Raw genomic sequence first — 26778 nt, 5'->3', positions numbered from 1 at the left:
TTAAATACCTAAAAAGGCATATTTTATGGAATGTATGAGAATTCAACCTGTAACGAGTGCTCCTGGTGAAAATGCATTATTTATTGTATTGGGACTAGCTCAAGGTGATTCTGTAATAGAAAAAGTAAAAGATTTTGCTGCTAATTTTTCAGCACTAACCAGAAGTCTCTTTAATCGTTATCCAGATAGTAAATTTAATGCTACTTTAGGTTTTAGCTCCAATGCATGGGATATATTATTTCCAGAGCAATCCAAGCCTCAAGAGTTAGAGCCATTTCAAGAAATTAGAGGTCCGAAATACACGGCTGTCTCAACTCCAGGTGATTTATTTTTCCATATACGTGCTGATCGTCAGACTTTATGTTACGAGCTGGGCAATATAATTAATCAACAGCTTGGTAAAGTAACGTATCCAATTGATGAGGTTCATGGTTTTCGTTATTTTGACGGTCGTGCAATTATTGGCTTTGTAGATGGAACAGAGAACCCTGAACCTGTTATTGCAGCGCAGTGGGCGTTAGTAGGCGATGAAGACCCTGACTTTATCGGGGGAAGTTATGCTTTTATCCAGAAATATACACATGATATGGATAAATGGCGTTCATTAACTGACGAAGAACAAGAAAAAGTGATTGGCCGTAAAAAGTTCAATGATGTTGAGCTCGGCGAAGATGAAAAACCTTTAACTGCTCATAATGTCGTTAGTAAAGCTCATGATGCAGAAGGCAATGAACTTAAAATTATGAGAGCTAATATGCCTTTTTCAAATCCTTCTAGAAATGAATATGGTACATTCTTTATTGGCTACTCGCGTAAATTTAGTACAACCCGACAAATGCTTGAGAACATGTTTTTAGGTAACGAGCATGGTAATCTGGATCGGTTACTTGACTTTAGTACTGCTCAAACAGGTACTTTATTTTTTGTACCGACTGTAGATTTTCTTGATGATTTAGGCGATGAATAGTCGTTAGTTTAGAAGACTCAAATGATGGGAGTGACTAGATTACTTCCATTATTTAAATTGAAATAAATATGATGTGATGAAATGTTTAAAAAGATAACGCAGCTTTTTCAAGGCTCAAAAGAAACGCCAGAACAACTTTACTTGCAAGAGAATCAATTAAAATTTGATTCTGAACGTGGGCCTATCATTAATGATGTAGTGATTAATCAGAAGTGGTCAGAGCATCTTGAATATTTCTCAAACCGTAAATTACAGAATTTTGATAATCTTCAAAAGTTATTTCAAATTACGCCACAAATTAATGAAAAGATTGATTTAGAAATCGCAACACAGCGCTATGTTGCAAGATTGGAAAATAATCAAGAAAAGCTACTTCAACTCAAAGCGATTATACAAATTTTAAATCAATATTACGTTTTGTTTTTGCGTGATAAATAATCATAGTTGATTGATTAAAAAATATAAAAAGTAGGGCCAACTAGTAGTTTGATTTTCAAAAAAATAACTCATTTCACTAAAAACATCATGCTACTATTGAGCTCATATCTTCTTAGCTGATAAAAGCCATATACATGTTTCAACAAGAAATCTCTCAATTGAATTTACAACAGCTCAAAGCCGGTGAAAAGCGTTGGGTAGGGTCGTTATTAGGTTCGTCTGCTGCATTATTATTCAAAGAAATTGCCATTCAGCATTCATCTTTGCTCGTTGTAGTAGCTCGAAATAACCAACATGTTGCTCAGTTAGAAAGTGAACTTGAATTTTATGGCATAAAACCGACAATTTTCCCTGATTGGGAGATTTTGCCGTATGACCGCTTGTCACCTCATCAAGATATTGTTTCAGAGCGACTCGCGATTTTATCCAATATGCCGCAAAAAGGTGTATTGCTCATTTCAGCAAGCACTTTAGCTCAAAGAGTTGCACCATATTCTTGGGTTTTAGGGGAGCATTTTGATATACGTGTGGGGCAAAAATTTGATTTAGAACAACAGAAGCTACGTTTAGTACAAGCTGGGTATCATTTAGTAGATACGGTTTATGACCATGGTGAGTTTGCTGTACGTGGTAGCATTATGGATATTTTTGCATCTGGTCAGGATGCACCTATCCGTATTGACCTTTTTGATGATGAAATTGATACTTTAAAATTCTTTGATCCAGAAACGCAAAGAACAACAACTACTTTAAAAAGTTTTACCGTCTTACCAGCAAAAGAGTTCCCATTAAAAGAAGCTCGTTCAATTTTTAGAGACCGTTATTCTGAACTTTTTCCGACTGCAAATCCTAAGAAAAACCCAATTTACCAAGATGTTCTTGATGGAATTGCATCTCCAGGAATTGAGTTTTATTTACCGTTATTTTTTGATAAAACTTACATGCAATCTCAAAGTACACTTACAACGTACTTTCCAAAGAATTGCATTGTAATTACAAATAATGATGTGGATAGTGATTTAACCAGTTTTTGGAAAGAAGTTTTCCGTCGCTATGAAGATAGACGTCATAACGCAGACCAGCCAATTCTCCCACCTGATGAGTTATTTATTGCACCCAATAACTTGCTAAGTGCTTTAAATCAGTTCCCACGTATGCTTGTAAGCGCTGAAGCAGTTGAAGAAAAAGCTGGGGCTCTAAATCTTAAGGTTGAGCAACCACCTAAGTTGCCAGTTGACCCGAAAAAAGAAAAACCATTTGCGGTAGTTAAAAAATATATTGATGAAGCAAATCATCCTGTTTTATTGGTTGCAGAAAGTGCTGGTCGACGAGAAAGTTTAAGAGATGGTTTGCGTGCCAGTCTGGGAGATATTCCTAGTGTAGATAGTTTTGAGCAATTCCAGAAAAGTCAGTTTGCGATTGCGATTACGAATGCGCCATTAGACCGTGGTTTGCTTTTAACTGATGAATTGTCTGTTATTTCAGAAAATCAGTTATATGAGCATCGGGTAGTCCAACGTCGTCGTAAACGTCAGCAAGAAGTTTCAGAAGAGTTCCTAATACGTAGTTTGACCGAATTAAGCATAGGTGCTCCTGTTGTTCATATTGACCATGGTGTAGGGCGTTACGCTGGATTAATTACTTTGGCAATTGAAGGGCAAGATTATGAGTTCTTGCAACTAGACTATGCTGAAGAGGCAAAAGTTTACGTGCCTGTGACTAACTTGCATCTCATTAGTCGCTATAGTGGCGGAGATCCAGATTTAGCACCATTACATAAAATTGGAACTGACGCGTGGAGTAAGGCTAAACGTAAAGCTTTAGAACAAATTCATGATGTTGCAGCAGAGTTGCTACATATACAAGCACGTCGTCAGTCAAAACCTGGCTTTGGTTTTGAAGTCGATCAGTCACTTTATATGCAATTTGCGAGTGGATTTGCGTATGAAGAAACACTTGATCAAGCCAATGCTATTGAAGCGACACTTTATGATATGCAACAAGCTAAACCGATGGATCGACTTGTTTGTGGAGACGTTGGTTTTGGTAAAACAGAAGTTGCAATGCGAGCAGCATTTGTTGCGGTGCAAAATAGCAAACAGGTCGCTGTTTTAGTACCGACGACATTGCTTGCTCAACAGCATTATGAGTCTTTTAAAGACCGCTTTGCCGACTGGCCTGTTCGTATTGAAGTATTATCACGCTTTGGTTCAAATAAAACGCATACAAAAAATATTGAAGATCTTGCTGAAGGTAAAGTCGATATTGTGGTGGGCACCCATAAACTTTTACAAGAAAATGTGCAGTTTAAAGATCTAGGCTTAATGGTGGTCGACGAAGAACACCGTTTTGGGGTACGTGATAAAGAGCGTATTAAAGCATTACGTGCAGATGTAGATATGTTAACGCTTACAGCTACACCAATTCCTCGTACGCTTAATATGGCTTTTTCGGGAATGCGCGATTTATCTATCATTGCTACACCGCCAGCCCGTCGTTTAGCTGTTAAAACCTTTGTACAAGAACATACCGAAGCGTCTATTAAAGAGGCGATCTTGCGTGAATTACTACGTGGTGGCCAAGTATATTTCTTGCACAATGAAGTTGATACGATTGAGAGAGCAGCTGAAAATATTCGTGTGCTTGTTCCTGAAGCTCGTGTAGCAGTAGCTCATGGGCAAATGAGGGAAAGAGAACTTGAGCAAGTCATGCAACAGTTCTACCACAAAGAATACAATGTATTGGTATGTTCAACCATTATTGAAACTGGAATTGATGTTCCAAATGCCAACACTATTTTAATAGAAAGGGCTGACAAACTTGGTTTAGCTCAATTACACCAATTACGTGGCCGTGTAGGACGTTCACACCACCAAGCTTATGCCTACTTATTGGTTCCTTCCATAAAGCATTTAAAAGGTGATGCTGAAAAACGTCTAGATGCAATACAACGTGCTTCAACTTTAGGTGCTGGTTTCATGCTGGCTACAGAAGATTTAGAAATTCGAGGTGCCGGTGAACTTTTAGGTGAGCAGCAAAGTGGCTCAATGCAGGCAATTGGATATAGCTTGTATATGGAAATGCTGGAAAAAGCTACTAAAGCGATTCAGCAAGGTAAAACACCGAATTTTGATGCACCTTTATCATTAACAGCAGAAATTAATTTACACATACCTGCTCTTATTCCAGATGAGTACCTAGGTGACGTGCATCAGCGTTTATTATTCTATAAGCGTATTAGTAATACAGATACTCAAGAAAAGCTCGAAAATATCCGTATGGAGCTTATTGACCGTTTTGGGGTTCCACCGCAATCAGTTAAACACTTATTTAGTGTTCATCAAATTCGACTGAAAGCTGAACAGCTGGGGATTACTAAAATCGATATTAATACTCAAGGCGGCAATATTGAATTCTCGCCTGATACACCTGTTCAGGCCATTAGTATTATTCAACTCATGCAAAAACATCCAACCTATTATCGTATGGAAGGTGGTCAACGTTTAAAGGTTATGGTTCAGCTTGAAGAGCAGGAAAAACGAATCCAATTTATTAATGATTTATTAGCGAAATTATTGAATGAATTACATGCTTAAATAGTGTTTTAAAGTGATTTTCATTCTATATAAATCCTTTGTATGTTGATAACAGAATTTTATGCACGATTTCTCGGTCTATTGGGGGAATAAGTGCATAAAATCATTGTTATTTGTAATCAAACCAGACACTAGCAATACTCACATCAAAACTGATGTGATAGTATTAGCCATTATTGTTTATTGTCATTTATAAAAGATATGTTTAGTTTGCATCCACAACTTGCTCAAGATACTTTTTTTGTAGGCGATTTTCCGCTTTCAACATGTCGTTTAATGAATGATATGCAATTCCCTTGGCTGATTTTAATCCCTCGTGTGCCGGGAATCACAGAATTATATGAGTTGAGCCAAGCTGACCAAGAACAGTTTTTGCGCGAATCAAGTTGGTTGTCTAGCCAGCTATCTCGTGTATTCCGAGCTGATAAAATGAATGTTGCAGCTTTGGGGAATATGGTGCCTCAATTGCATTTCCATCATGTTGTACGTTATCAGAATGATGTTGCATGGCCTAAACCAGTTTGGGGTACACCAGCTGTTCCATATACAAATGATGTGCTGGCTCATATGCGTCAAACCCTTATGCTTGCGCTACGTGGTCAAGGCGACATGCCTTTTGATTGGCGCATGGACTAAATCAATGCAATGCCACATTTATATGAATGTGGCTACATTGAGGTGTGGAGGATAGGGTGCAATTAGAGAGGTTTATCGATAGAGAGCCTAAGCAGTTTGCATATTTTCATCGTTTGATGGGATATTCAATTCTGTCATTAATTTTAGTGATCTATGCTTTTACCTCACCTAATACTAATTATCAGATCTATGTTCCACCTTTTTTCCTATTCCTACTTTTTATTAGTTCGAAGTTAGAACACTGGCTTCAGTACCAATTTGATAAAAAAACTCAAAAAAGTGTTTTCTTTGCAATCGATGCAATTGTTGTAGCAGTTACCTTAGCAGGTCTGCATCTTAATTTGGTGCCTACATTTATTGCAATTTTTGCATTATTTTATTCAGCAATTAATAGTCGTATTTCTTTCGCAGTCATTTGTTTGACCAGTTTGTTAGGCGCGATTATTTTTTATTTAAGTACTTTCTTTTTATTTGGTTTTTATACATATTTTGAGCCTACTAGCCAAGAGTTGACTGTAATTACACTTCTTGGCTTGGTTATGTTTATTACCATCGGAAACTACTACCAGCATCGTTGGGTTAAAAAAATCAGTCAACAGCGTCAACATTACTATGACCAAATGACCCGCTATATTGCTTTTGCTAATCAGTTAAGTCGTTATGCGCCATTACAGTTATGGCAGTCTATTATGCGCGGTGAGGCTGAAGCAAAGATTGAATATAAGCGTAAAAAAATGACAGTGTTTTTTTCTGATATCCAGGGTTTTACGGAGTTATCAGAAACTTTGATTCCAGATGATTTGGCATTTTTGCTTAATGATTATTTAAGCCATATGACTGAAATTGCTAAACAGTATGAAGCTACAGTTGATAAATTTATGGGGGATGCCATTCTCATATTTTTTGGTGATCCGAATTCACAAGGTGTGGAGCAAGATGCTAAAGCCTGTGTAGAAATGGCAATCGCTATGCGTCAGCAAATGAAATTGTTGCGCGAGCGCTGGAAAAAAATGGGTTACTCAGCATTGCATATCCGAATGGGCATTAGTACTGGTTATTGCCACGTAGGAAATTATGGGGCAACACATCGTATGGCTTATACGATTGTAGGTCGTGATGTGAATTTAGCGGCTCGTTTGCAATATGCTGCTGAAATAGATGAAATCTTAATTTCAGACGATACTTATCAATTAATTAAAAGTGATTTCTTGTGCGCTCCTAAAACACCGATTTATCTAAAAGGTATTCAAGGTGCGGTAAAGACATGGCAAGTGATGGAGAAATATACAGGCAATAAATCGGATCATCAGCAATGGTTTGATTATGAGTATAAAGGCTTTCACTTGGTACTTAACCTAGAAGAAGTACAAAACTATGAATATCCTGAATTAGTAGAAGTGCTTGAGAAAATGGTTCAACGAATTAAAGTTCAACAAACTTTAGTGAATACTCAAGGTATAGCGCAGTTAAGACTTGAAGATGAAGTTAAGCCTTTAGAAATAGACCAGCAAGATCAAGTTTAGAGTTTATAAAATATAAAAAAGCTGCTTTAAAAGCAGCTTTTTTATTAACACGATTAATGATTTTCTGAAGCATGGTTAATTGTATATTTAGGAATCTCGATTTCTAAATCTTCATCCACAATTTTTACTTGGCATGAGAGGCGAGAATCTGGTTCAAGACCCCAAGCGCGATCTAAAAGATCTGCTTCAACATCATCCATTTCTTCTAGGCTATCAAAACCTTTACGAACTACTACGTGACAGGTAGTGCAAGCACATGACATGTCACATGCGTGTTCGATTTTAATTCCTCGATCAAGCAAACTTTGGCAAAGATTTGCATTCTGTTCAACTTCAAATTCTGCACCTTCAGGACAAAATTGAGCGTGAGGAAGTACTTTAATGCGGGGCATATTGATCACCTATACCTTTAGTTTGAATTTGACCAATCTTCAAGTTTTGTACCTTTTAAGGCGTGGTCAATATGTCGATTCATACGTAGTGCAGCAAAAGCATCACTATGTACTTTAAGTTGTTCTACAGCTTTTTCAATCGCTTGAATATCATTGCCTTCAAGTTGTACTTTAAGCATATTTTCAGCGGCTTTAAGTGCTTCGAGTTGCTCATCATTGAGTAAATCAGCATCAACTTTCAGTGCTTGTTCTAATGCTTCAAGTTCACGTTGAGCTTCAACTTTGGTTTCTTTTAAATGACGCAGATTTTTATCTTCTTCTGCGTGTTGGAAACCTTCAATTAATAAGCGTTCAGTGTCAGACTCTGATAAACCATAAGATGGTTTAATATCAATTTGAGCTTGTACACCTGAAGTTGTTTCACGAGCTGAAACAGTAAGTAAGCCGTCTGCATCTACCTGAAAGGTAACTTCAATACGTGCTTGACCAGCAGTCATTGGAGGAATGCCATGAAGAACGAATCTTCCTAACGATCGACAGTGTTCGACTAAATCTCTTTCACCTTGAACTACATGAATCAGCATGGCAGTTTGGCCATCTTGATAAGTAGTAAACTCTTGGCGGCGAGCAACCGGAATAGCTGTATTACGAGAAATAAGACGCTCTACTAATCCACCCATGGTTTCTAAGCCAAGAGAAAGAGGAGTAACATCTAAAAGTAGTGAGCCGTCTTGGCTGTTTCCAATTAATTGATTGGCTGTAATAGAAGCACCAATCGCGACTACTTCATCAGGATTAATCGTGCAAAGTGGTTCTTGATTAAACACATTGCGAACTGCTTGCTGAACAGCATACGAACGGGTAGAGCCACCTACTAAAACAACATTTTGAATATCTGATAATTCAAGTTTTGCATCACGTAAAACGCGTTTGCAAACACTGATTGTTTTGTCTAAAGCAACTTGAATAATGCTCTCAAAGGTTGAGCGATCAAGTGTTAGTACATTTTCAAGTAGTTTTAACTGAACGGATTCTTGTGTAGAGAGTTGTTCTTTTGCTTGGCGAGCAGCAACAATAAATACTGCATAGTTTTCATCACTTAGCGTATCAATATTTAATTGTTTTTTAGCCCACTTAACAATGAGACGATCTAAATCATCACCGCCTAAAGCAGTATGACCACCTGTAGCTAATACTTCAAAGACACCTTGTGAAAAACGTAGGATTGATACGTCGAAAGTACCACCACCTAGGTCATAAATCACATAGTTATGATCTGTAGCTAAATTCGTTTCTTGATCTAAACCATAAGCCACAGCAGCAGCAGTTGGCTCATTTAGTAGACGTAATACATTCAAACCAGCCAGCTGTGCAGCATCGCGTGTTGCTTGGCGTTGTGCTTCATCAAAATAAGCTGGAACAGTAATTACGGCTCCATTTACTGGGTTTTGTAAGCTAGATTCAGCACGCTCTTTTAGTTGTTTTAAAATTTCAGCTGAAATTTCAACAGGCGTTTTACGACCAGAACGTGTTTCGAAAGCTGGCATCTCATTTTCAGAACCCACTAATTCATATGGGTGTTGAAATTTGATATCTGCTTTTGAGCGTCCCATGAAACGCTTTACAGAAACAATTGTATTTTTTGGATCAGAAATAATGAAAGGTTTTGCTTCTTCACCATAATGAGTGACATCATTTCCATAATGCACAATAGAAGGAAGAAGTCGTCTTTCTTTTTCGTCGTTAAGGACTTTTGGTTTGCCTGATAACACTGTCGCAACTAAAGAATGTGTTGTTCCTAGGTCGATACCAATCGCAATGCGGTGTTCATGTGGGGCACTGGATTGACCCGGTTCAGCAATTTGCAAAAGTGCCATGAGTTAAATCCTTTGAATATAAATTGGAAAAAGCAAATTAAAAATCATCGTCTAAATCAAAGTTGTCTTCATCATCCAACAGTTGATCTTCTGCTTTTTCAATATCGTTAAGAACGCGCTGAAAGAAACGTAATTTACGTACAGTATCTCGAGCTTCGCCCCAATCTTCATCTGAGTAGTCAATTTTAAATTCGCGAACTAAGCCATCAATCCACTGAAAAACTTCTTGCTTAAGAGTACTTAAATGCTCTTGTGAAGTTGCTTCATCAAGTTGCTCACGAAGTTCTAGAGCTGATTGTAGGAACTCAAAATCACTAATGGATTGATCAAGGTGATGATCTTGCTTTTTTAATGCTAATAGATAAGCAGCGCGGCTATCTACTTGCGAAAGTACTTTAAAAGCTTGATTAATTTCACTTGATTTGATCAATGCCTGATCTTTATCTTCTGCTTTATCTGGGTGATATTGCTGTTGCAAACTTAAGAAACTAGATTTTAAGCTCACCAAATCGATATCGAGTTCTACGGGTAAATTGAACAACTCAAAATGATTCATTAGAAAGGAGGTCCACGTTAATTAAATACATTAAAACAGTGCTATAAAAAGTCACTGTTTTAATGAAAAGGATGGAAGGGGAAGAGGGAGTTATACAGTGAAAGACTCACCGCAACCACATTCACCTTTTTTATTGGGATTGTTAAATTCGAACCCTTCGTTAAGGCCATTCTTTACGTAGTCCATTTCTAAGCCTTCTAAATAGACAAGACTTTTTGGATCTACAAAAACCTTAACGCCAAATTGTTCGAAAACTTGGTCATGTTCATCGACAGAATCAACAAATTCGAGAACATAAGCCAACCCAGAACAACCAGAAGTTTTCACACCCACGCGAATGCCTTCACCCTTACCTCGATTTTTAAGGTAATTGCTAATATGAGTCGCAGCATTTTCAGTTAAATGAATCATGAAAACTCCAACGTTTACAATGGTAACAAATTAAGCTTTAGATTTTTTACTGCGGTAATCATCAATCGCAGCTTTAATTGCATCTTCAGCTAGTACAGAGCAGTGAACTTTTACTGGAGGAAGAGCAAGCTCAGTTGCGATATCAATATTTTTGATCGCTTGAGCTTCATCAAGAGTCTTACCTTTTAACCATTCAGTTACAAGTGAGCTTGATGCAATTGCAGAACCACAGCCATAAGTTTTGAAGCGTGCTTCTTCAATCACACCACTATCATTTACCTGAATTTGCAAACGCATCACGTCGCCACATGCAGGTGCACCCACCATGCCTGTACCAACATTTTCAGAGTTTTTATCTAAAACACCAACATTACGTGGGTTTTCGTAATGATCAATTACCTTTTCGCTATAAGCCATTTCGCTTCTCCAAACCTCGGGGTCAGCCTAATATTAATATGAGGGTTAAAACACTAATTTCAATAATTAGTGTTCTGCCCATTCAACTGTAGAAAGATCGATACCTTCTTTGTACATATCCCAAAGCGGAGAAAGTTCACGTAATTTCTCAACAGCGGCTTTGGTAATTGTAAGCACGTGGTCAATGTCTTCTTCAGTTGTGTATTTACCAAAACTAAAGCGGATTGAGCTGTGTGCTAGCTCATCAGATAAACCTAATGCGCGAAGAACATATGAAGGCTCTAAAGTTGCAGAAGTACAAGCAGAACCACTTGATACTGCAGCATCTTTAAGCGACATCATTAAAGATTCACCTTCAACAAAGTTGAAGCTAACATTTAAATAGTTTGCAACGTTTTGAGTTGGGTGACCATTTAAGAACACTTGTTCAAGGTCTTGTAAACCGTGCCAAAGTTTGTCACGAAGTTTACGGAGACGCTCTTGTTCTGCATGCATTGTTTTGCCTGCAATTTCAAAAGCTTCACCCATACCAACGATTTGGTGAGTAGCCAAAGTACCAGAACGCATACCACGCTCATGACCACCACCATGAATTTGTGCTTTTAGACGAACACGCGGGCTACGACGTACATATAATGCACCGATACCTTTTGGACCATAAATTTTATGAGCAGAGAAACTCATAAGGTCAATTTTCATCGTAGATAAGTCGATATCAACTTTACCAGCTGCTTGCGCTGCATCTACGTGGAAAAATGTTTTGTTGGCACGTGTTAATTCACCAATCGCCGCTACATCTGTAACTGTACCGATTTCATTGTTTACCATCATAAGAGAAACAAGAATAGTATCTGGGCGAAGGGCAGCCTTAACCATTTCAGGAGTGATTAAACCTGTTTGTGGTTCTGGCTCTAAATAAGTAATTTCAAAACCTTGTTCTTCTAATTCACGACAAGGATCTAGAACAGCTTTGTGTTCAATTTTACTTGTAATGATATGTTTGCCTTTAGATGAATAGAATTGAGCTACACCTTTAAGGGCAAGGTTATCTGATTCAGTTGCACCAGAAGTCCAAACAATTTCACGTGGATCAGCTTTAATTAAATTTGCTACTTGCTCACGTGCATATTCAACTTTTTCTTCTGCCTGCCAGCCATAAGCGTGCGAACGAGACGCAGCATTACCAAAGGTACCGTCGAAAGTTAAACACTCCATCATACGTTCTGCAACTTGCGGATCTACTGGAGTGGTTGCTGCGTAATCAAGATAAATTGGACGTTTCATATCAAATACCTGTACCCGATAAAAGAGCTGAATCTGTGCCAGTCACATTTTGGCGTAATGCAACAGTTTGAACGTTGTCTCGGCTAATGAGGTCGGCAAGAGAGATTTTTGCTAAATAGTCGGCAATATGATGAGAGAGTTCTTGCCATAAATCATGAGTGAGACACATTGCACCATTTTGGCAGTTACCTTTATGGTCACAACGTGTTGCATCAACCGTTTCATTTACAGCTTCAATAATTTCTAACACAGTAATTTCATCAGCATTTCGAGCCAAATGGTAACCACCATTTGCACCACGAACACTAGAAACTAACCCATGACGCTTAAGTTTTGCGAATAACTGTTCTAAATAAGCAACTGAAATGGATTGGCGTGCGGCAATTTCGGCGAGCGTGATCGTTTGTTCAGTTGGCTGCAAAGCTAAATCAAGTAGAGCAGTCACTGCGTAGCGACCGCGAGTTGTAAGGCGCATGATTCGATACACATGTTAAGACTAGATAATAGGATTTTATGAATCCCGACTAAAATAGTCAAGTTTTTTTATTTTTAATTCAAGTGTAGGAACAAAATAGAAAAATAAATTAGGCAACCCACAAATTATATATGAAATAAACAATAAATATTAGGCTAATTATACCAAAGGAGAAGTTAATATTTCGTTGACGTCGTTGTAAGCGAGTAATTCGATTTTGATATTGTTTAATTTCCACGTGAAGGGAGTTGATCTCTGATCTTTGTTGATCAATTTTCTCAAGTAATGGAGCGATCCGTTTACGTGAAGCAAGGGTTTCAGCTTCATCATCTGAAGTGTTAAACCACTGTTTCCAGTCAACTAGCAATTTTGGAAGAGTTAAATGAGAAATTAAATCTAGAAGTTCCTTTTTCGTTTCCTCATCACCATCAATACGCATATTTTTAAGACTGCGTTGGTTAGAAAAACCAAAAATTTTAATTAAATCGATAAGCGTACTATTGATCTCAAGATCAATATGTCTATCAAAAGAATGAATATCGAATAACAAACCTTTTTCTGTAAATTGAACATAGAAGTCAAAGAAAGGTAAATAGCTATTAATACGAATCGTTGTTTTGTTCAAAATAAACTTTTTCGCTTGCAAGCGAAGGGCACCATCGTGGGTGAGAATAAATGAAAAAAAAGTTTCTAAAATAATTAGAACAATATTCAGCAACAGACGCGGATGTTTTTGTCTTTGTTGCGTTTCACTCATAAAAGTTTATCCTTAGAAATAGCAATTAACCGAAGAATGGGACATCCTATCCCAAACTTAACACAATGTCGTGTTAAATATATTTACATGACTTATTTGCTTTGTAGAACAGTTTTGTAAATGGATCAAGTCTTTACTTTGTTATTATAGAAATATTTTGTGGTCAAATCAGTCATCATTTCTCTCATCTGATTAGGAGTTTAGATTAATGGATAATGCAAATACAGATACCCAGATAGAAGAGTCGGAAGAAAAAAATAAATTAAAATCAAAAAGTTCAAGAAAATCAGCTTTAGATTTTAGGAAGTATACTAAGCAAATTTGGCTAGCAGGACTTGGTGCTTTTTCACGTGCGGAAGAAGAGGGAAATAAGCTCTTTGATTCTTTGGTTAAAGTGGGTGAGGAGCTAGAATCAAAAACTGGAGACTTGGCAGACAATACTGTTGGCAAAGTCACAGAAAAAGCAAAAGAATCTGTATCTGAAACAAAAGACAGAGTAGAAAAGATTCTTGATACGAGTGTTAATCACTCTTTAAACCGTATTGGATTGGTGACACCAAAGGATTTGCAACACATCGAACAGCTGCTCGTACAACTGCATATTAAGGTGGATGCTTTAATAGAAGAAAATCAACAGTTGAAAGCAAAATTGAATAAAAAGTAAAAAAATGTTGGGATTTAGCAAATATATAACAGTTTTTTAGCATTTATTTTTGCTAAAAGCCCTGCTCTAGTATTGCGTTTTCCCCTAAAGCATTGCTATAAAGGCGTCATGGCCTTTTAAACTATAGCCTTGGACCTTAAACAAACGATATTAAGAGGATGTTTTATTCATGAATAAATCAGAATTAATCGATGCAATTGCTGAAAAAGGGGGAGTATCTAAGACTGATGCAGGCAAGGCACTCGATGCGACAATTGCGTCAATTACTGAAGCACTTAAAAAAGGTGACACAGTAACTTTAGTTGGTTTTGGTACTTTCAGTGTTAAAGAACGTGCTGCACGCACTGGTCGTAACCCTAAAACTGGTGAAGAGCTTCAAATTAAAGCAACAAAAGTACCTAGCTTTAAAGCTGGTAAAGGTCTTAAAGATTCAGTAGCTTAATCTTTTAAGATGAATAAACGCGCCAATATAGGCGCGTTTTTTATTAAATATCTGAATTGACCAATATTGCTCATTCATTGATTGTGGTTTTTCAGTTAAAATTCTCCTCGAAATAAAATATTGGAATACTTATGGAATCGTTTCGTACAGTCATTAAGGGTTGGCTCGGCAAAGTCCTTCTAATTTTGTTTTTGACCCCTTTAGCACTTGTAGGTATTGAAGGATATTTTAATAGGGGAAACAAGGCTGATGTTGCTAAGACAGTAAATGGCCAAGAAATATCTAAAAAAGACCTTGAAACTTTAACTCAGTCTTACAAAGAACAATATTTAGCTGCTGTTAAAGGGGATGAAAGTTTACTTAATTTGCCTGTCATTCAGGCTAAGGCACTCGATATTTTGGTGTCACGTAATCTATTAATACAGCAAGCAGAAAAATTAGGTATCTCTTTGAGTGATGCTCAAATTGAGCAAATGTTAGCTCAGCAGCCTAGTTTGCAAGAGAATGGTCAATTCTCACAAAAACTCTATGAAAATTACTTACGTTCTATTGGCATGACGAGTCAGGGTTTAATAGCAAGCCTACGTCAAGATCATGCTTTGAAAATGTTAACGTCAACATTTGCTGATTACTCTTTAGTAAGCAAAGTTGATCTAATGCAAATTGCGAATTTGCAAACTGAACAACGTACGTTACATTTAGCTAGTATTAAATTAGATGCTTACAAAACAGGTTTAACGGCATCTAATCAAGAAGCTACAGATTACTATAACAAGCATCAAAATGAATTTAAGCAACAGGCTTCGGTTGATGTTGATTATGTTGTCTTATCTCCATCAATGATGGCTAAACCAGCTCCTGCAACTGAAGCTGAACTTCAGCAAGCTTATGCAAAGTTTGTTGAAACTCAGAAAAAAGATGCTAAACGAACTGTAAAGCATATTTTAATTACTACTGATGCTCGTGATGACGCAGCTGGTCAAAAACTTGCAAAAGAAGTTTATGCTAAAATTCAGGGCGGCCTTTCATTTGCACAAGCTGCATCGCAGTTCTCTGAAGATCCTAGTTCAAAAGCAAAAGGTGGTTTAGTTGAAGCATATGCTCCAGGTGTTTTCTCGGATGCATTTGATAAAACTGTTTTAAGTTTGAAAAATGGACAAGTTTCGCAACCAGTAAAAACACAATATGGTTATCATATTATTGAAGCAGAAACTCAAGCTAACCAAATCCCTTCATTTGAAGCTGAGAAAGCGCGTCTAACGGCTGAGGTTGAAAAGAATAAAGTTGCTACTGTTTATTCAGATGCCGTAAACAGTTTGAATGAAACAATTGTTGGTAATGATTCTTTAGAAGCTGTTGTACAAGAAGTAAAAGGTGCAAAAGTTGAATCATTGAATGGTGTAACTTTAGCAACTCAAAACCCATATTTAAGTGATCCAAGTGTCAAAATTAAGCTATTTAATGATGATGTGAAAAATGGTGACCGTAATGCATCATCTAATATTCAATTAGCAAATGGTGATACGGTATGGGTTAAAGTGCGTGATTACCACGCAGCTGGTGTAAAACCATTAGCGCAAGCGATGAATGAAGCAAAAGCCAAAGTTATCGATGCAAAAGCGCGTAAAGCAGCCCAAGCAAAAATTGCTACCATGTTGACTGAGTTTAAAACTCAACCTGCAGACCAAGTGGTTGCTAAAAACAAAGTCGCATTTGAGTCAGCTGGTGTGTTTAGTCGTTCACAGGGTTTAAAGCGTGAAATTGAACGTGCAGCATTTAGTTTAGCTACACCAAAACCGGGTATGTGGTCTGTTACAACAGCAAACTTGCCAAATGAGCTGGTAGTCGTTGCAGTTTCAAATGTAAATTCATCAGCCGCTAATGCTATTCCTGCTGATCAATTACAACAGCTAAAACAACTTTATCGTCAATCTCGTGGTCAACAAATATTGGAAGATTACAGCCAATATTTAAAATCACATGCAAAAATTAAATAATAATTTGATCAAATAAAAAAAGCGCTTCGGCGCTTTTTTTATTGGCAGTTAATCTAAGCTGTGCCCAATATATTGCTGTCTATATTGTTTAGGAGATAAATCAAAAATTCGTTTAAATGCCTGACTAAATGCTGTTTCGGATGAATAGCCAACCTTATTTGATATTTGCTGAATTGATAAGTTACTTGTGCGTAAATACTGACTGGCTAAACGGAAACGGTAATGCTGTAAATAAGTTAGAGGTGGCTCACCAATAATACTACTAAACAAATTTGCAAATTTAGAACGTGACATACAACATTGTTCTGCTAAAGACTCAACTGTCCAAGCGACTTCTGGTTGGCTGTGAATAGCAGATAGGGCATTACTTAATTCAGGATGGGTTAACGCACTTAGCCAGTTTTGTTGATCTGTCATTTGTTGAACGTGATCACGGATGCACTCAATGAGAAGAATACTGACCAAATGATCAATAATTTTGTCATGTCCCGGCCTGATTTTTTGAGTTTCAATTGCTAAAAAATAAAGCCCAATTTGTAGCCATTCTGGTGGGTTAGTTTGATTTTCGTGTTGAATATGCATGATTGAAGGCAATGCATTAATCAAAGGGCCTGCCATATGAGTATCAATTTGACAGCGCAAACAGAGCAATAAGGTTGTATCTTGAGAGGAGGTGCCAAATTCAATCGCGTCTTGTCTATGACCGTTAAAAAGCGAAGTAATATCTAATGAATCTACTAATTTACTTGCTGTTGATTTTGAGTCAGTGGCATTATGTGCTTTTCCAGAAGGAATTAAAATAATATCACCAGCTGTCGCAATTATTTTTTCTGACGCATTAAGTTGAATATATACTGAACCAGTTAAAACAATATAAGCAAGTAAAGCAGATTGATCTTGTGTTTTAAAAGCCCATTCTCCTTGTGCTTTTAAATAGATGTATTCAGACTTATTAAGGTGAATATCATCAAAAAATTTACTTAGTGCATCCATCTTTAAATGATCAATCATTATTTTAATAAAATTATAGTGAGCTATAAGAATAGATCAACATGTGTTTTTAGGACAAAAAAGTGGAAGAAAATGCCAAAGACTTTGAAATAGGTTTTTTGGACGGTTACTACTGTTAAGTAAGTACTATTTCTTTAACTATATAGATATATAGAAAAAGGAAATATGACTATGAATGCACCAGTAAATGTTCAGCAAGAACTTATGCCAGTGCCAGCGTCTATGCGTGAGATAGATCGTAAGCGCTATTTATGGATGATTAGTCCAGCTCTACCTGTAATTGGTTTAGGTATTTTAGCTGGTTACCATTTTGGCCCACGCCCATTAAAAAAAGTTTTCGCTTTAGGTGGTCCACTATTATTACATGTTGTGATTCCTGCAATTGATACGATTATTGGTAAAGATGCACGTAATCCAACCGATGAAGAAATTAAGCTTCTTGAAAAAGATCCGTATTACTCACGTTTAGTGAAGAGCTTTATCCCATTACAATATGCAGCAAACGTTTACGCATGTTATTTAACAAGCCGTAAAACTACTTCATTTATTGATAAAATTTTGCTTGGTATTTCAATGGGTGCAATTAATGGTATTGCAATTAATACAGCCCATGAATTAAGTCATAAGCATGATCGTATTGATCATATTTTATCTCATCTTGCTTTGGTTCCTACAGGTTATAACCATTTCCGTATCGAACATCCTTATGGACACCATAAACGTGCAGCAACTCCTGAAGATCCGGCTTCTTCACGGATGGGTGAAACATTTTATGAGTTCTGGCCACGTACAGTTGTAGGTTCTTTTAAATCTGCAATTGAAATCGAGAAAAATCGTTTAAAACGTAAAGGAAAAGAGTTCTGGTCAGCAGATAATGAATTATTACAGGGCTGGGGAATGAGCGCTGCTTTCCATGCTTCTATGGTGGGAATTTTTGGTAAAAGCACAATTCCATATTTAGCGACACAAGCATTTTACGGCATTAGTCTTTTTGAAATTATTAACTATATTGAACATTATGGTTTACTACGTCAGAAAAAAGAAAATGGTCAATATGAGCGCACAATGCCAGAGCATAGCTGGAACAACAATAATGTAGTAACAAACTTATTTCTGTACCAGTTGCAGCGTCACTCAGATCATCATGCTTATCCGACTCGTCCTTTCCAAGCATTACGTCATTTTGATGAGGCGCCAGAATTACCAAGTGGTTATGCAAGTATGTTATTACCTGCGTTAATTCCTTCGTTGTGGTTCAAAATAATGGATAAGCGAGTTTTTGATCACTATAAAGGTGATTTGAACAAAGCGAATATTTCACCAAAACGACGTGCAAAAATCTTCAAAAAATTTGGTGCAGTAGATAAATCCTTAGAAGCATAAAAATTGAATAAATAATATATTCCTGAAATACGAAACCCTCTAATCATTTGATTAGAGGGTTTTATTTTTTAGATAAATCTTAGCGTTATGAACCAAGAGAGTTTAGATTCTCTTGCATCTTTTTTATTTTAATTCACTAGAAGATTTACCAAGCTCACGACGTGCAATAATTAATTGTTGAATTTGCTGAGTACCTTCAAAAATATCAAGAATTTTTGAATCACGTGCCCATTTCTCAAGTAGTTCATCTTCGTTATAGCCAACACTTGCTGCTAACTCGACACATTTTAAAGTGATCTCGTTACCAACACGACCTGCTTTTGCTTTTGCAATAGATGCTTCTTTAGAGTTTGGCTTTTTGTTATCAGCCATCCATGTTGCTTTTAACATGAGCAGACGAGCAGCTTCCCATTCAGCCTCCATATGGTAGATTTGAGCTGCAAGGTTAGAAGCATGTAGGTAGGGAGTCGAGTAGTTAGGATCAAGCTGATCTTTAAAAATCTCTTTAATACGCTCTAGTGAAGCTTTTGCACAACCGATTGCCATTGCTGCAACTAAAGGCCGAGTATTGTCAAAAGTTTCCATTACTCCAGCGAAACCTTTAGCAACATCCACTTCGGCATTACCCAAAAGGTTCTCTGCTGGTACACGGCAGTCAATAAAACTGATGACTGCTGTGTCTGATGCTTTAATTCCTAATTTATGTTCGAGACGTTCGACCTTCATGCCAGGCGTACCTTTGGGTACTACAAATGATTTAATAGCTGCACGGCCAAGTTTGCGATCAAGTGTGGCCCAAACAACGACAGAGTCTGCTCGTTCGCCTGAAGTTACAAAAATCTTTTCACCATTTAGAATGTAGTCATTGCCATCTTTGGTTGCTGTGGTACGGATAGCGGCAGAGTCGGAGCCACAACCCGGTTCGGTGATGGCCATTGCTGCCCATGTTCCTTTGAACCGTTCTAATTGCTCATCATTTGCGACAGCAGCAATTGCTGAGTTTCCAAGACCCTGACGAGGCATACTCAGTAATAAGCCTGTATCGCCATAACACATCTCAATAATTCCAAGAGCGGTCGACATGTTGGTTCCATTGCGAATACCTTCATTGTCGGTATCACCGCGCTTTCCAGCACCCGCAGCACCAGCATTAATTCCTTCACCACCTTCATTCATGCCATCAATGAGGGAGGCAAGCATATCAAGTTCTTTTGGATATGCATGTTCAGCTTTATCATATTTGCGAGAAATAGGGCGTAAAACATTGATCGCAACATCATGTGCCTGATCAATCATCATTTTGAATTTTTTAGGATTTTGTAAATTCATTAAAGTATCCTCTGATTGATCTTTTAAGCATGTAAGCCAGATTGTAAAATTGCAGTAGCCCGTAAATCGCGGTACCAACGTTCAACGGGATGTTCTTTTGTGAAACCATGTCCACCAAGAATTTGCACACCGTCTGTGCCAATTTTCATGGATTTTTCAGCACAAAGTAGATGGGCTAAGTAAGCTTCGCGGTGAAATGGCTTGCCTGACTCTGCAAGGCTTGCTGCATTTAAAATCAACATACGCATTGCATCAATTTCAATTGCCATATCTGCAATCATAAAAGCGACACTTTGACGATGTGAAATAGGTTCACCGAATGCAGTTCGTTCATTGGCATATTTAATACAGTAAGCTTTTACAGCTTCACATGTACCTACAGCCATTGCACACCACATTAAGTTGCCTAAATCTACAAAGGCTGTGTAATCAAAATCTGTTGCACCTAAACGTAGAGCAGGAGTGTGATTAAAGCGAAGAGTTGCTGTTTCTGTGGCTTTAAGACCCATGGCCGGAGTGTTTTTTATTGAAATTGTTTCATTACACTGCACGACGAATACGTCTGGCTTGCCGTTAAAGTCTGCACTTACTAAAAATACATCAGCTAAATCGCCTAAAATCACTAATGTTTTTTCACCATCAATAAAAAACTGATCGTTTTCAAGTGATGCTTTTGTTTTTAAAACATAAGGGTTAAATGCTGGAGTTGTTTCTTGAACAGCAAAAGTTGCTGTAATGTCTGAGTCTTCTGCAAAACATGGTAGGTACATCGACTGAACTTCAGCAGAACCCCAACGTGTGATTGCATTAATAACGCTAAATGTACTGAGTAATCCTGCTGTAAGGCTGAAATCACCTTCAGCTAGTTTTTCAGCAATTAACAAGTTACTAACGATATTTTGTTCGGCCGCTACTCCACCGAGTGCTTCTGGAAGTGAATAGTAGTTAAGTCCTAAATCTTCAACATATTGCCAAAGACTTTCAGGAAACTGAGCTTCCTGATCGGCATCATGAGCTAACCCCAATAAAACCTCTTGAGCAAATTGAGACATTGCTTCAGAAGTCATTTGTTGTTCTTCGGTTAAACTTAAATCAAATAAATTTTTTTGTTGGCGAGGTAAACGTTGTTGAGAGATTTGCTTGGGCTTAAATGCTTTTTGAGTCTGCGTTAATGCTCTAAAGCCAGCTTTTGAACCTTGATAAAGAGATTTTTCAACAAATTTACGCAACTTGAGTTGATCAAGTACATCGCTTCCAGCCAATCTTGTGATCAGCGATAAACCCAAACCCTGAGCTTTATTGATCATACTTGTCATGATTATGGTGTCCTAACACATTGTTATTGTTTTATGCTGACACGCCTTATATTAAAAAACTATGTCGTTACTGACATTCGAAAAATGAGTAGATAAATGGTAAATACAAAATAATAAAATTATAAGTTTTTGATTTTATTTATTTAAAGTGATTTTAATATTGGGGGAGTCGAGAAGGATTGACTAGAATGACATAGAATCATTCTAGTCTTTCATTAAATCAAGCAAAGTTACGAATCATACGTCGTACATTGGTTTTTGCATCAATAACCGTCATAAATGTGTAGGCTCCAATGAATTTACGGCTAATAAACATAAACTCTTTTGGCGGAACCGAAAAATAACGTGAAGCCATTGATTTACTAGCTTGTTGCATAACACGGCTATGGAGCTGGCTTTTCTTCCAGTCATAACGTTCGTGTTCATCCATAAGACCAGCGGGCATATCTGGGTTATTTGCAGGAGTACTGAATGCTTCTGTTGCAAGTAAAAAGACATCAGCCATACCTGGTTTAATACTTTCAGGCATCGCATCAAAGAACTCGTAACCAGTCATGGCTTTGACCATTGCATCTTTATTATGTTGATAACCTGCCTGAATGAGTTGACGGGCAACTGATAGCAAGTGTTCATCAAACTGGCGAATAGCACCAAAATCTAATAATACAATTTTGTCTTGAATGTCTTGGCCATTACCTAAACGAACAAGGTAATTACCAAAGTTAGGGTCAGTTTGCATTTCACCCCATTCAAAAATTTCACGAACCGCAATCTCTAATGACGCTTCACCGAGTTGATTACGACGTTCCTGAGGTAATGACAACATCACAGGGCTATTAATTGGCACACCACGTTCAAAAGTCATGCAGAGCACTTGATTTGTGCAATATTCATCTACAATTGTAGGAACAATATAGCGCTCATCATCTTTTAAGCGTTCACCAAAGCGACGAGTAGTGGCAGCTTCAACATCATAGTCAACTTCACGATGCATCATTTCACGTACTTCATCAAACCACTGATCAAATTCACGGGTTTGTGGAACCATACGCGTCAGTTTAAGCATGTTTTTAAACAAGCTCATATCGGAGTCAATAGCATTTGCAACGCCCGGATATTGAATCTTTAAAACTAACTCTAAACCATCTGATTTACGCGTTGCACGGTGTACTTGTGCGAGAGAAGCCGTACCAATTGGCTCATGATCAATTGTTAAATCATTTAATTTAGCGCCGAGTTGCTCTTGAAGGTGCGGCTTAATTGCAGGCCAATCTAAAGCAACTGTCTGGTTATTTAAGGTGTTTAATGCTTGTGTAATTTCTTCAGGTAAAAAATGTTCACCATAAAGGGCCATCATTTGGCCAATCTTAACAATAGAACCCTTAAGTTTACCTATTTCAGAAACCAGATAATTAGCTTGCTCGCTCATCGCTTTTTTGCGTTTCTTTTCTTTTTCTTCCTCATTAGAAAATAAAGAAGAGGCACTTGCAGTTGCCCAACGTGTTCCTGCAAGTAAAGAAGCTTTCGCGATTGATAAGCGTCGATCCATGGAAGAAGTTTTTAAACTCTTAAGCTTATCTTTCTGATTTGACATGAAAATAGAATCCTATGCGCATCATGCAGCCAAACGCTGGTGATCTAAAATTGTAACGAATATTACATGTTTTGAGCGTATTAAAATAGTTCTCTCAGACTGAATGATCAGTCGAAATGGCTATCTTTATTTCATTAACTTTAAAATAGCCTAAGCAATTTTAAAATTTAAGAAACTTACAGCGTTTAGGTGAGTAAAACTAGGGTAAAACGGATCTTTCACAAAAACTTAAATTACATTTTAAATTGGATCTTCAATTCAGACTTCTGCATTAAGTGAAGGCGATTGGACTGAATATGCTGTAATAACATTTGTTTGACTGAATCATGCATAAAACCAAGTGCATGAGCTTTTACAATAATAATGCTGGGTAAGGTATAGAAAAAATACTTAACATCCTCGAGTGTTGCGTTATTAAAGATGCCTTGTTCAATTAACGTCTGCTGTAAAAACTGCTTTTCATTTAAGACATAATCTGAAGATTCATCCCAAAAACGGTGACGCATAGCCATCAGATTGTTGTGTTTATAACTCATAAAATTGTCAGCTCAGACTTAAATCTAAATAAAATATATGGAGTCGAGCCATGAATATCAAGTTGAGATTATTTTTTATTCAGTTGCTGTTTGATTTTTTATGTAATTCTTGTAAATAGCCTAAGCGAATTTAAAAATTTTTCTAAAAAAACTATAATCCAAATAATTTCATCTATAACCCTACTTATTATGACTCCTGCATGTAGACTGTTAAAAAGTAATAAAATCGAATTTTCTATTCATGAATATGAACATGATTCAAATGCTAAAAATTTTGGATTAGAAGCAGCAGAAAAACTAAATTTAGATGTAAGGGAAGTATTCAAAACATTGATGGTTAGCGATGATAAGAATTTTTTTGTTGCAGTATTGCCAGTTAATCATCAATTAAATTTAAAAAAAGTGGCTACGGCGTTTGGCTGTAAAAAATTGCAAATGGCTAATCCAAAAGACGCTGAACGTTTAACGGGATATTTGGTCGGAGGGATTAGTCCTTTAGGTCAGAAGAAACGCTTAAAAACTGTTATTGATGCATCTGCACAAGAATTCAGCAAAATCTATGTGAGTGGAGGGAAACGGGGACTAGATATTGGCTTAAACCCGAAAGATCTAGCACAACTCTTAAATGCTCAATTTGTTGATGTACTTGATGAGTAAAATAAATCTATTTCTTATCTCATTAAATTAACTAATTTTAAGATAGGTAGGATTAAATCAAGTTCTTTTAATAAAAACAATTCTCATTATTATTTATATTTAGTATTATTCCGAGCCTTATAACTATCTAATAACTTTTGGGTTTGGAGAAAGGGAAAATGCATCAAAACAAAAAGGTTGGGGTTAACTCGAACCATCTGATGTGCGCTGAATCACGGTATTTTAAATTAAAACCTTGTTGTATTGCTTTAGCAGCAATATTTGCGCAGCAGGTTTATGCAAATACAAATATTGAAAAGGCAGCCCTTGATAATCAACCGACACAAAAGCCTGTAGCTCAATTGCAAAAAATTATAGTGACGGCGACAAGGACGCCCAAAAATATTGCTGAAATTGCAGGCACAGTTCAAACGATTGAAAAGCAGCAAATTGAACAACAGGCAACTGCTGGACGAAAAATTGCCGATATACTGGCTCAGTTGGTTCCATCACTTGGGGTAAGTAGTGGAACGACTACCAACTATGGGCAAACAATGCGTGGTCGTGATGTCATGATTATGATTGACGGCGTATCACAAAATGGATCACGCGATGTTGCTCGGCAGCTAAATAGTATTAGTCCAGGCATGATTGAACGTATTGAAGTTCTTTCAGGAGCTACAAGTATTTATGGATCAGGTTCTACTGGCGGGATTATTAATATTATTACGAAACGTGCTGATTCGACTAAACCAGTAAGTTTTGAAACTAAACTTGGTATTACGTCTTCCGATACATTTCGAAGTGATAGTCTAGCTTATGAAATTGGCCAATCTATTTCATTTAATAAAGATAATATAAATGGTTTCTTAGGGGCTAATTTCACTAGTCGCGGATCTCAGTTCGATAGCCATGGTGATCGTATTGCTATAGCACCTATGCAAGGTAGCCGTCCTGATACTGATACAATTGATATTAATAGTCGTATAAATATAGATTTAACTGATAACCAATCACTAAGTTTGGGTGCACAGTATTATAAGGATGAACAAGATACGAATTATGGTCCTGATTATGGGAAAAATTATATTTATGGAGGAGCGCCTAACTCATATATTGGGAAAAAGGGTTTAGAAATATCTAATCAGCCTTTTACGGAGCGCTATGCTTTCAACACTCAATACCAAAATAAAGATATTTTAGGTCAGGTCTTAAATTTAGAAGGATATTACCGTAAAGAAGATGCTCGTTTCTTTCCAGTCTTTTTAGGAGGGGAAGGTACAGAAGCAAAGCAATCTCAATCTGAAATCGAAGTGGCTGGTCTGCGTTCAACAGTACAAAGTGATTTAAATATTATGAATCGTGATCTTAATCTAACTTATGGTTTAGATTATGAACACGAAAAAGATCATCAACACTACGAGCATTTAACAGCATTTAATACAGGTTTGACCTATAAACCTACAGGTAAAACTTCCGATGCCGGTCCAAATACAATAATTCAAAGTGCTGGCATTTTTATACAAGGTGATTACGCTTTAACAGACCGTATGAATGTCCAGGCTGGTACTCGTTACCAATATATCAAAGCTGAAACAGAACAGTACTCGACTAAAAATGGCATACAGCCAAGCGGATCTGTAAATGACGATGCTGTTTTATTCAATTTGGGAGCGATATATAAATTAACAGATGAGCAGCAAATATTTGCTAATTTCTCTCAAGGTTTTAGCTTTCCAGATGTACAACGGATGATGCGTGATGCATTTAATATCTCAACAGCGAATATCCAACCTATTAGTGTAAACAGCTATGAATTAGGCTGGCGTTTACAAGGAGAGCAGAGTCTAAATCTAGGTATAACAGGTTTCTATAATACCTCAGACAAAGTTGTCCAATTCTACAAGAACAGTAATAAAGAAACTGTTGCTGAGGTTATGGACAAAGACCAGCGTGTATATGGTGCTGAACTAACGGCGACCTACCCATTTATGGAAGAGTTTAAAGTTGGGGGAACACTGGGTTATACACGTGGTCAATATAAAGATACGGATGGTAAATGGAAAGAGTTGAATGCTTTTCAAGTTTCACCAATCAAAGGTACGGTTTTTGCCGAATGGAGTAGCGATGAGGGTTATGGCGCTCGTGTGCAAATGCTTGCTATAAAAGGTACAAATGAAGCAGTAAAAGATGGCTCACTTTCAGCTGTAAAAATTAAAGGCTATAGCACGATGGATGTTTTGGCACATTTTCCAGCTTGGAAAGGACGTATAGATTTTGGTGTATATAATGTTTGGAATAGAGACTATCGAACTGTCTATAGTCAACAAGCAGAAAAAGTATATGGGCTGGTAGAGAGTATTCCAGCTGAAGGACGTACTTACGGCCTCAGTTATACATTTAATTATTAATATGAGGCAATAGAGGGAATATCTATAAATTATAGGTATTCCTTAATAAATATAAAAAAATAGCAAAATAAACTTGCATCAATAAATGAAAATGATTATCATTATCCATATTGAGAGTTAAGGAGGGTTC

The 26778-nt window shown here is 37.1% G+C and carries 24 protein-coding genes; 11 read left to right on the top strand and 13 right to left on the bottom strand.

Annotated elements, in window-relative coordinates; all coding sequences use genetic code 11:
• The first annotated feature begins 34 nt into the window (after positions 1-34).
• The 5 genes from ACTJJH_RS03370 (at position 35) to ACTJJH_RS03350 (ending at position 7160) form a co-directional block, all read left to right on the top strand.
• A complete protein-coding gene (locus tag ACTJJH_RS03370; protein ID WP_081405093.1) occupies positions 35-967 on the top strand; it encodes a Dyp-type peroxidase in 933 nt (310 codons plus the stop codon).
• 81 nt (positions 968-1048) lie between these two features.
• Positions 1049-1405, top strand: a complete 357-nt coding sequence (locus ACTJJH_RS03365) for a hypothetical protein (RefSeq protein ID WP_005076223.1) — start codon at positions 1049-1051, stop codon at positions 1403-1405.
• A 134-nt stretch (positions 1406-1539) separates the two neighbouring features.
• Positions 1540-5001 carry a transcription-repair coupling factor gene (mfd, locus tag ACTJJH_RS03360; protein ID WP_440600735.1) on the top strand — a complete coding sequence of 1154 codons (3462 nt, stop codon included), beginning with the start codon at positions 1540-1542 and terminating at the stop codon, positions 4999-5001.
• Positions 5002-5202: 201 nt separating this feature from the next.
• Positions 5203-5637 carry an HIT domain-containing protein gene (locus tag ACTJJH_RS03355; protein WP_002117900.1) on the top strand — a complete coding sequence of 145 codons (435 nt, stop codon included), beginning with the start codon at positions 5203-5205 and terminating at the stop codon, positions 5635-5637.
• A gap of 56 nt (positions 5638-5693) precedes the next feature.
• Positions 5694-7160 carry an adenylate/guanylate cyclase domain-containing protein gene (locus ACTJJH_RS03350; protein WP_262461140.1) on the top strand — a complete coding sequence of 489 codons (1467 nt, stop codon included), beginning with the start codon at positions 5694-5696 and terminating at the stop codon, positions 7158-7160.
• 53 nt (positions 7161-7213) lie between these two features.
• Here ACTJJH_RS03350 and fdx read toward each other — a convergent pair whose 3' ends face one another.
• The 8 genes from fdx to ACTJJH_RS03310 form a co-directional block, all read right to left on the bottom strand.
• Positions 7214-7552 carry an ISC system 2Fe-2S type ferredoxin gene (gene fdx / locus ACTJJH_RS03345; protein ID WP_009387062.1) on the bottom strand — a complete coding sequence of 113 codons (339 nt, stop codon included), beginning with the start codon at positions 7550-7552 and terminating at the stop codon, positions 7214-7216.
• A 17-nt stretch (positions 7553-7569) separates the two neighbouring features.
• The gene (gene hscA / locus ACTJJH_RS03340; protein WP_440600734.1) at positions 7570-9429 is read right to left on the bottom strand and encodes a Fe-S protein assembly chaperone HscA; all 1860 of its coding nucleotides are present in this window, start codon (positions 9427-9429) and stop codon (positions 7570-7572) included.
• 37 nt (positions 9430-9466) lie between these two features.
• Complete coding sequence (gene hscB / locus ACTJJH_RS03335; protein ID WP_440600733.1) at positions 9467-9985, bottom strand: Fe-S protein assembly co-chaperone HscB; 519 nt, start codon at positions 9983-9985, stop codon at positions 9467-9469.
• Positions 9986-10075: 90 nt separating this feature from the next.
• Positions 10076-10396: an iron-sulfur cluster assembly protein IscA gene (gene iscA, locus ACTJJH_RS03330; RefSeq protein ID WP_002117986.1), complete on the bottom strand. Its 321-nt coding sequence runs from the start codon at positions 10394-10396 to the stop codon at positions 10076-10078.
• 30 nt (positions 10397-10426) lie between these two features.
• A complete protein-coding gene (iscU, locus tag ACTJJH_RS03325) occupies positions 10427-10813 on the bottom strand; it encodes a Fe-S cluster assembly scaffold IscU (protein WP_002117907.1) in 387 nt (128 codons plus the stop codon).
• 66 nt (positions 10814-10879) lie between these two features.
• Positions 10880-12097: an IscS subfamily cysteine desulfurase gene (locus tag ACTJJH_RS03320; RefSeq protein ID WP_440600732.1), complete on the bottom strand. Its 1218-nt coding sequence runs from the start codon at positions 12095-12097 to the stop codon at positions 10880-10882.
• A gap of 1 nt (position 12098) precedes the next feature.
• Positions 12099-12572: an Rrf2 family transcriptional regulator gene (locus tag ACTJJH_RS03315; protein WP_002117915.1), complete on the bottom strand. Its 474-nt coding sequence runs from the start codon at positions 12570-12572 to the stop codon at positions 12099-12101.
• Between the two features lie 109 nt (positions 12573-12681).
• On the bottom strand, positions 12682-13329 hold the full coding sequence (locus tag ACTJJH_RS03310; RefSeq protein WP_069140393.1) for a hypothetical protein: 648 nt from the start codon (positions 13327-13329) through the stop codon (positions 12682-12684).
• 208 nt (positions 13330-13537) lie between these two features.
• Here ACTJJH_RS03310 and ACTJJH_RS03305 point away from each other — a divergent pair, with 208 nt between their 5' ends.
• From ACTJJH_RS03305 to ACTJJH_RS03295, 3 genes are all read left to right on the top strand, one after another.
• Entirely contained in the window at positions 13538-13993 is a 456-nt protein-coding gene (locus ACTJJH_RS03305; protein WP_005069443.1) for a phasin family protein, read from the top strand.
• A gap of 169 nt (positions 13994-14162) precedes the next feature.
• A complete protein-coding gene (locus tag ACTJJH_RS03300; RefSeq protein ID WP_001043034.1) occupies positions 14163-14435 on the top strand; it encodes an HU family DNA-binding protein in 273 nt (90 codons plus the stop codon).
• 131 nt (positions 14436-14566) lie between these two features.
• Entirely contained in the window at positions 14567-16432 is a 1866-nt protein-coding gene (locus tag ACTJJH_RS03295) for a SurA N-terminal domain-containing protein (protein WP_440600731.1), read from the top strand.
• A 48-nt stretch (positions 16433-16480) separates the two neighbouring features.
• Here the strand turns inward: ACTJJH_RS03295 and ACTJJH_RS03290 are convergent, their stop codons facing one another.
• Complete coding sequence (locus tag ACTJJH_RS03290; RefSeq protein WP_413775276.1) at positions 16481-17425, bottom strand: AraC family transcriptional regulator; 945 nt, start codon at positions 17423-17425, stop codon at positions 16481-16483.
• A gap of 189 nt (positions 17426-17614) precedes the next feature.
• Between ACTJJH_RS03290 and ACTJJH_RS03285 the strand changes: the two genes are divergently transcribed.
• Complete coding sequence (locus ACTJJH_RS03285; protein ID WP_057070758.1) at positions 17615-18826, top strand: alkane 1-monooxygenase; 1212 nt, start codon at positions 17615-17617, stop codon at positions 18824-18826.
• 123 nt (positions 18827-18949) lie between these two features.
• Here ACTJJH_RS03285 and ACTJJH_RS03280 read toward each other — a convergent pair whose 3' ends face one another.
• The 4 genes from ACTJJH_RS03280 to ACTJJH_RS03265 form a co-directional block, all read right to left on the bottom strand.
• Positions 18950-20155 carry an acyl-CoA dehydrogenase family protein gene (locus ACTJJH_RS03280; RefSeq protein WP_064784103.1) on the bottom strand — a complete coding sequence of 402 codons (1206 nt, stop codon included), beginning with the start codon at positions 20153-20155 and terminating at the stop codon, positions 18950-18952.
• Between the two features lie 23 nt (positions 20156-20178).
• On the bottom strand, positions 20179-21462 hold the full coding sequence (locus ACTJJH_RS03275) for an acyl-CoA dehydrogenase family protein (protein WP_320124054.1): 1284 nt from the start codon (positions 21460-21462) through the stop codon (positions 20179-20181).
• 229 nt (positions 21463-21691) lie between these two features.
• A complete protein-coding gene (locus tag ACTJJH_RS03270; RefSeq protein ID WP_017386866.1) occupies positions 21692-23065 on the bottom strand; it encodes an ABC1 kinase family protein in 1374 nt (457 codons plus the stop codon).
• 233 nt (positions 23066-23298) lie between these two features.
• Entirely contained in the window at positions 23299-23601 is a 303-nt protein-coding gene (locus ACTJJH_RS03265) for a hypothetical protein (RefSeq protein WP_005076193.1), read from the bottom strand.
• A 189-nt stretch (positions 23602-23790) separates the two neighbouring features.
• On the opposite strand from ACTJJH_RS03265, the gene ybaK reads away from it, so the two are divergent.
• Complete coding sequence (gene ybaK, locus ACTJJH_RS03260) at positions 23791-24258, top strand: Cys-tRNA(Pro) deacylase (RefSeq protein ID WP_320124053.1); 468 nt, start codon at positions 23791-23793, stop codon at positions 24256-24258.
• 158 nt (positions 24259-24416) lie between these two features.
• Positions 24417-26648: a TonB-dependent receptor gene (locus ACTJJH_RS03255; protein ID WP_440600730.1), complete on the top strand. Its 2232-nt coding sequence runs from the start codon at positions 24417-24419 to the stop codon at positions 26646-26648.
• Positions 26649-26778 lie beyond the last annotated feature (130 nt).

Source organism: Acinetobacter sp. 22301, from assembly GCF_052045285.1.
In the GTDB taxonomy this organism is placed as follows: Bacteria; Pseudomonadota; Gammaproteobacteria; order Pseudomonadales; family Moraxellaceae; genus Acinetobacter; species Acinetobacter pittii.
This window is presented reverse-complemented; position numbering and strand designations above follow the sequence as displayed.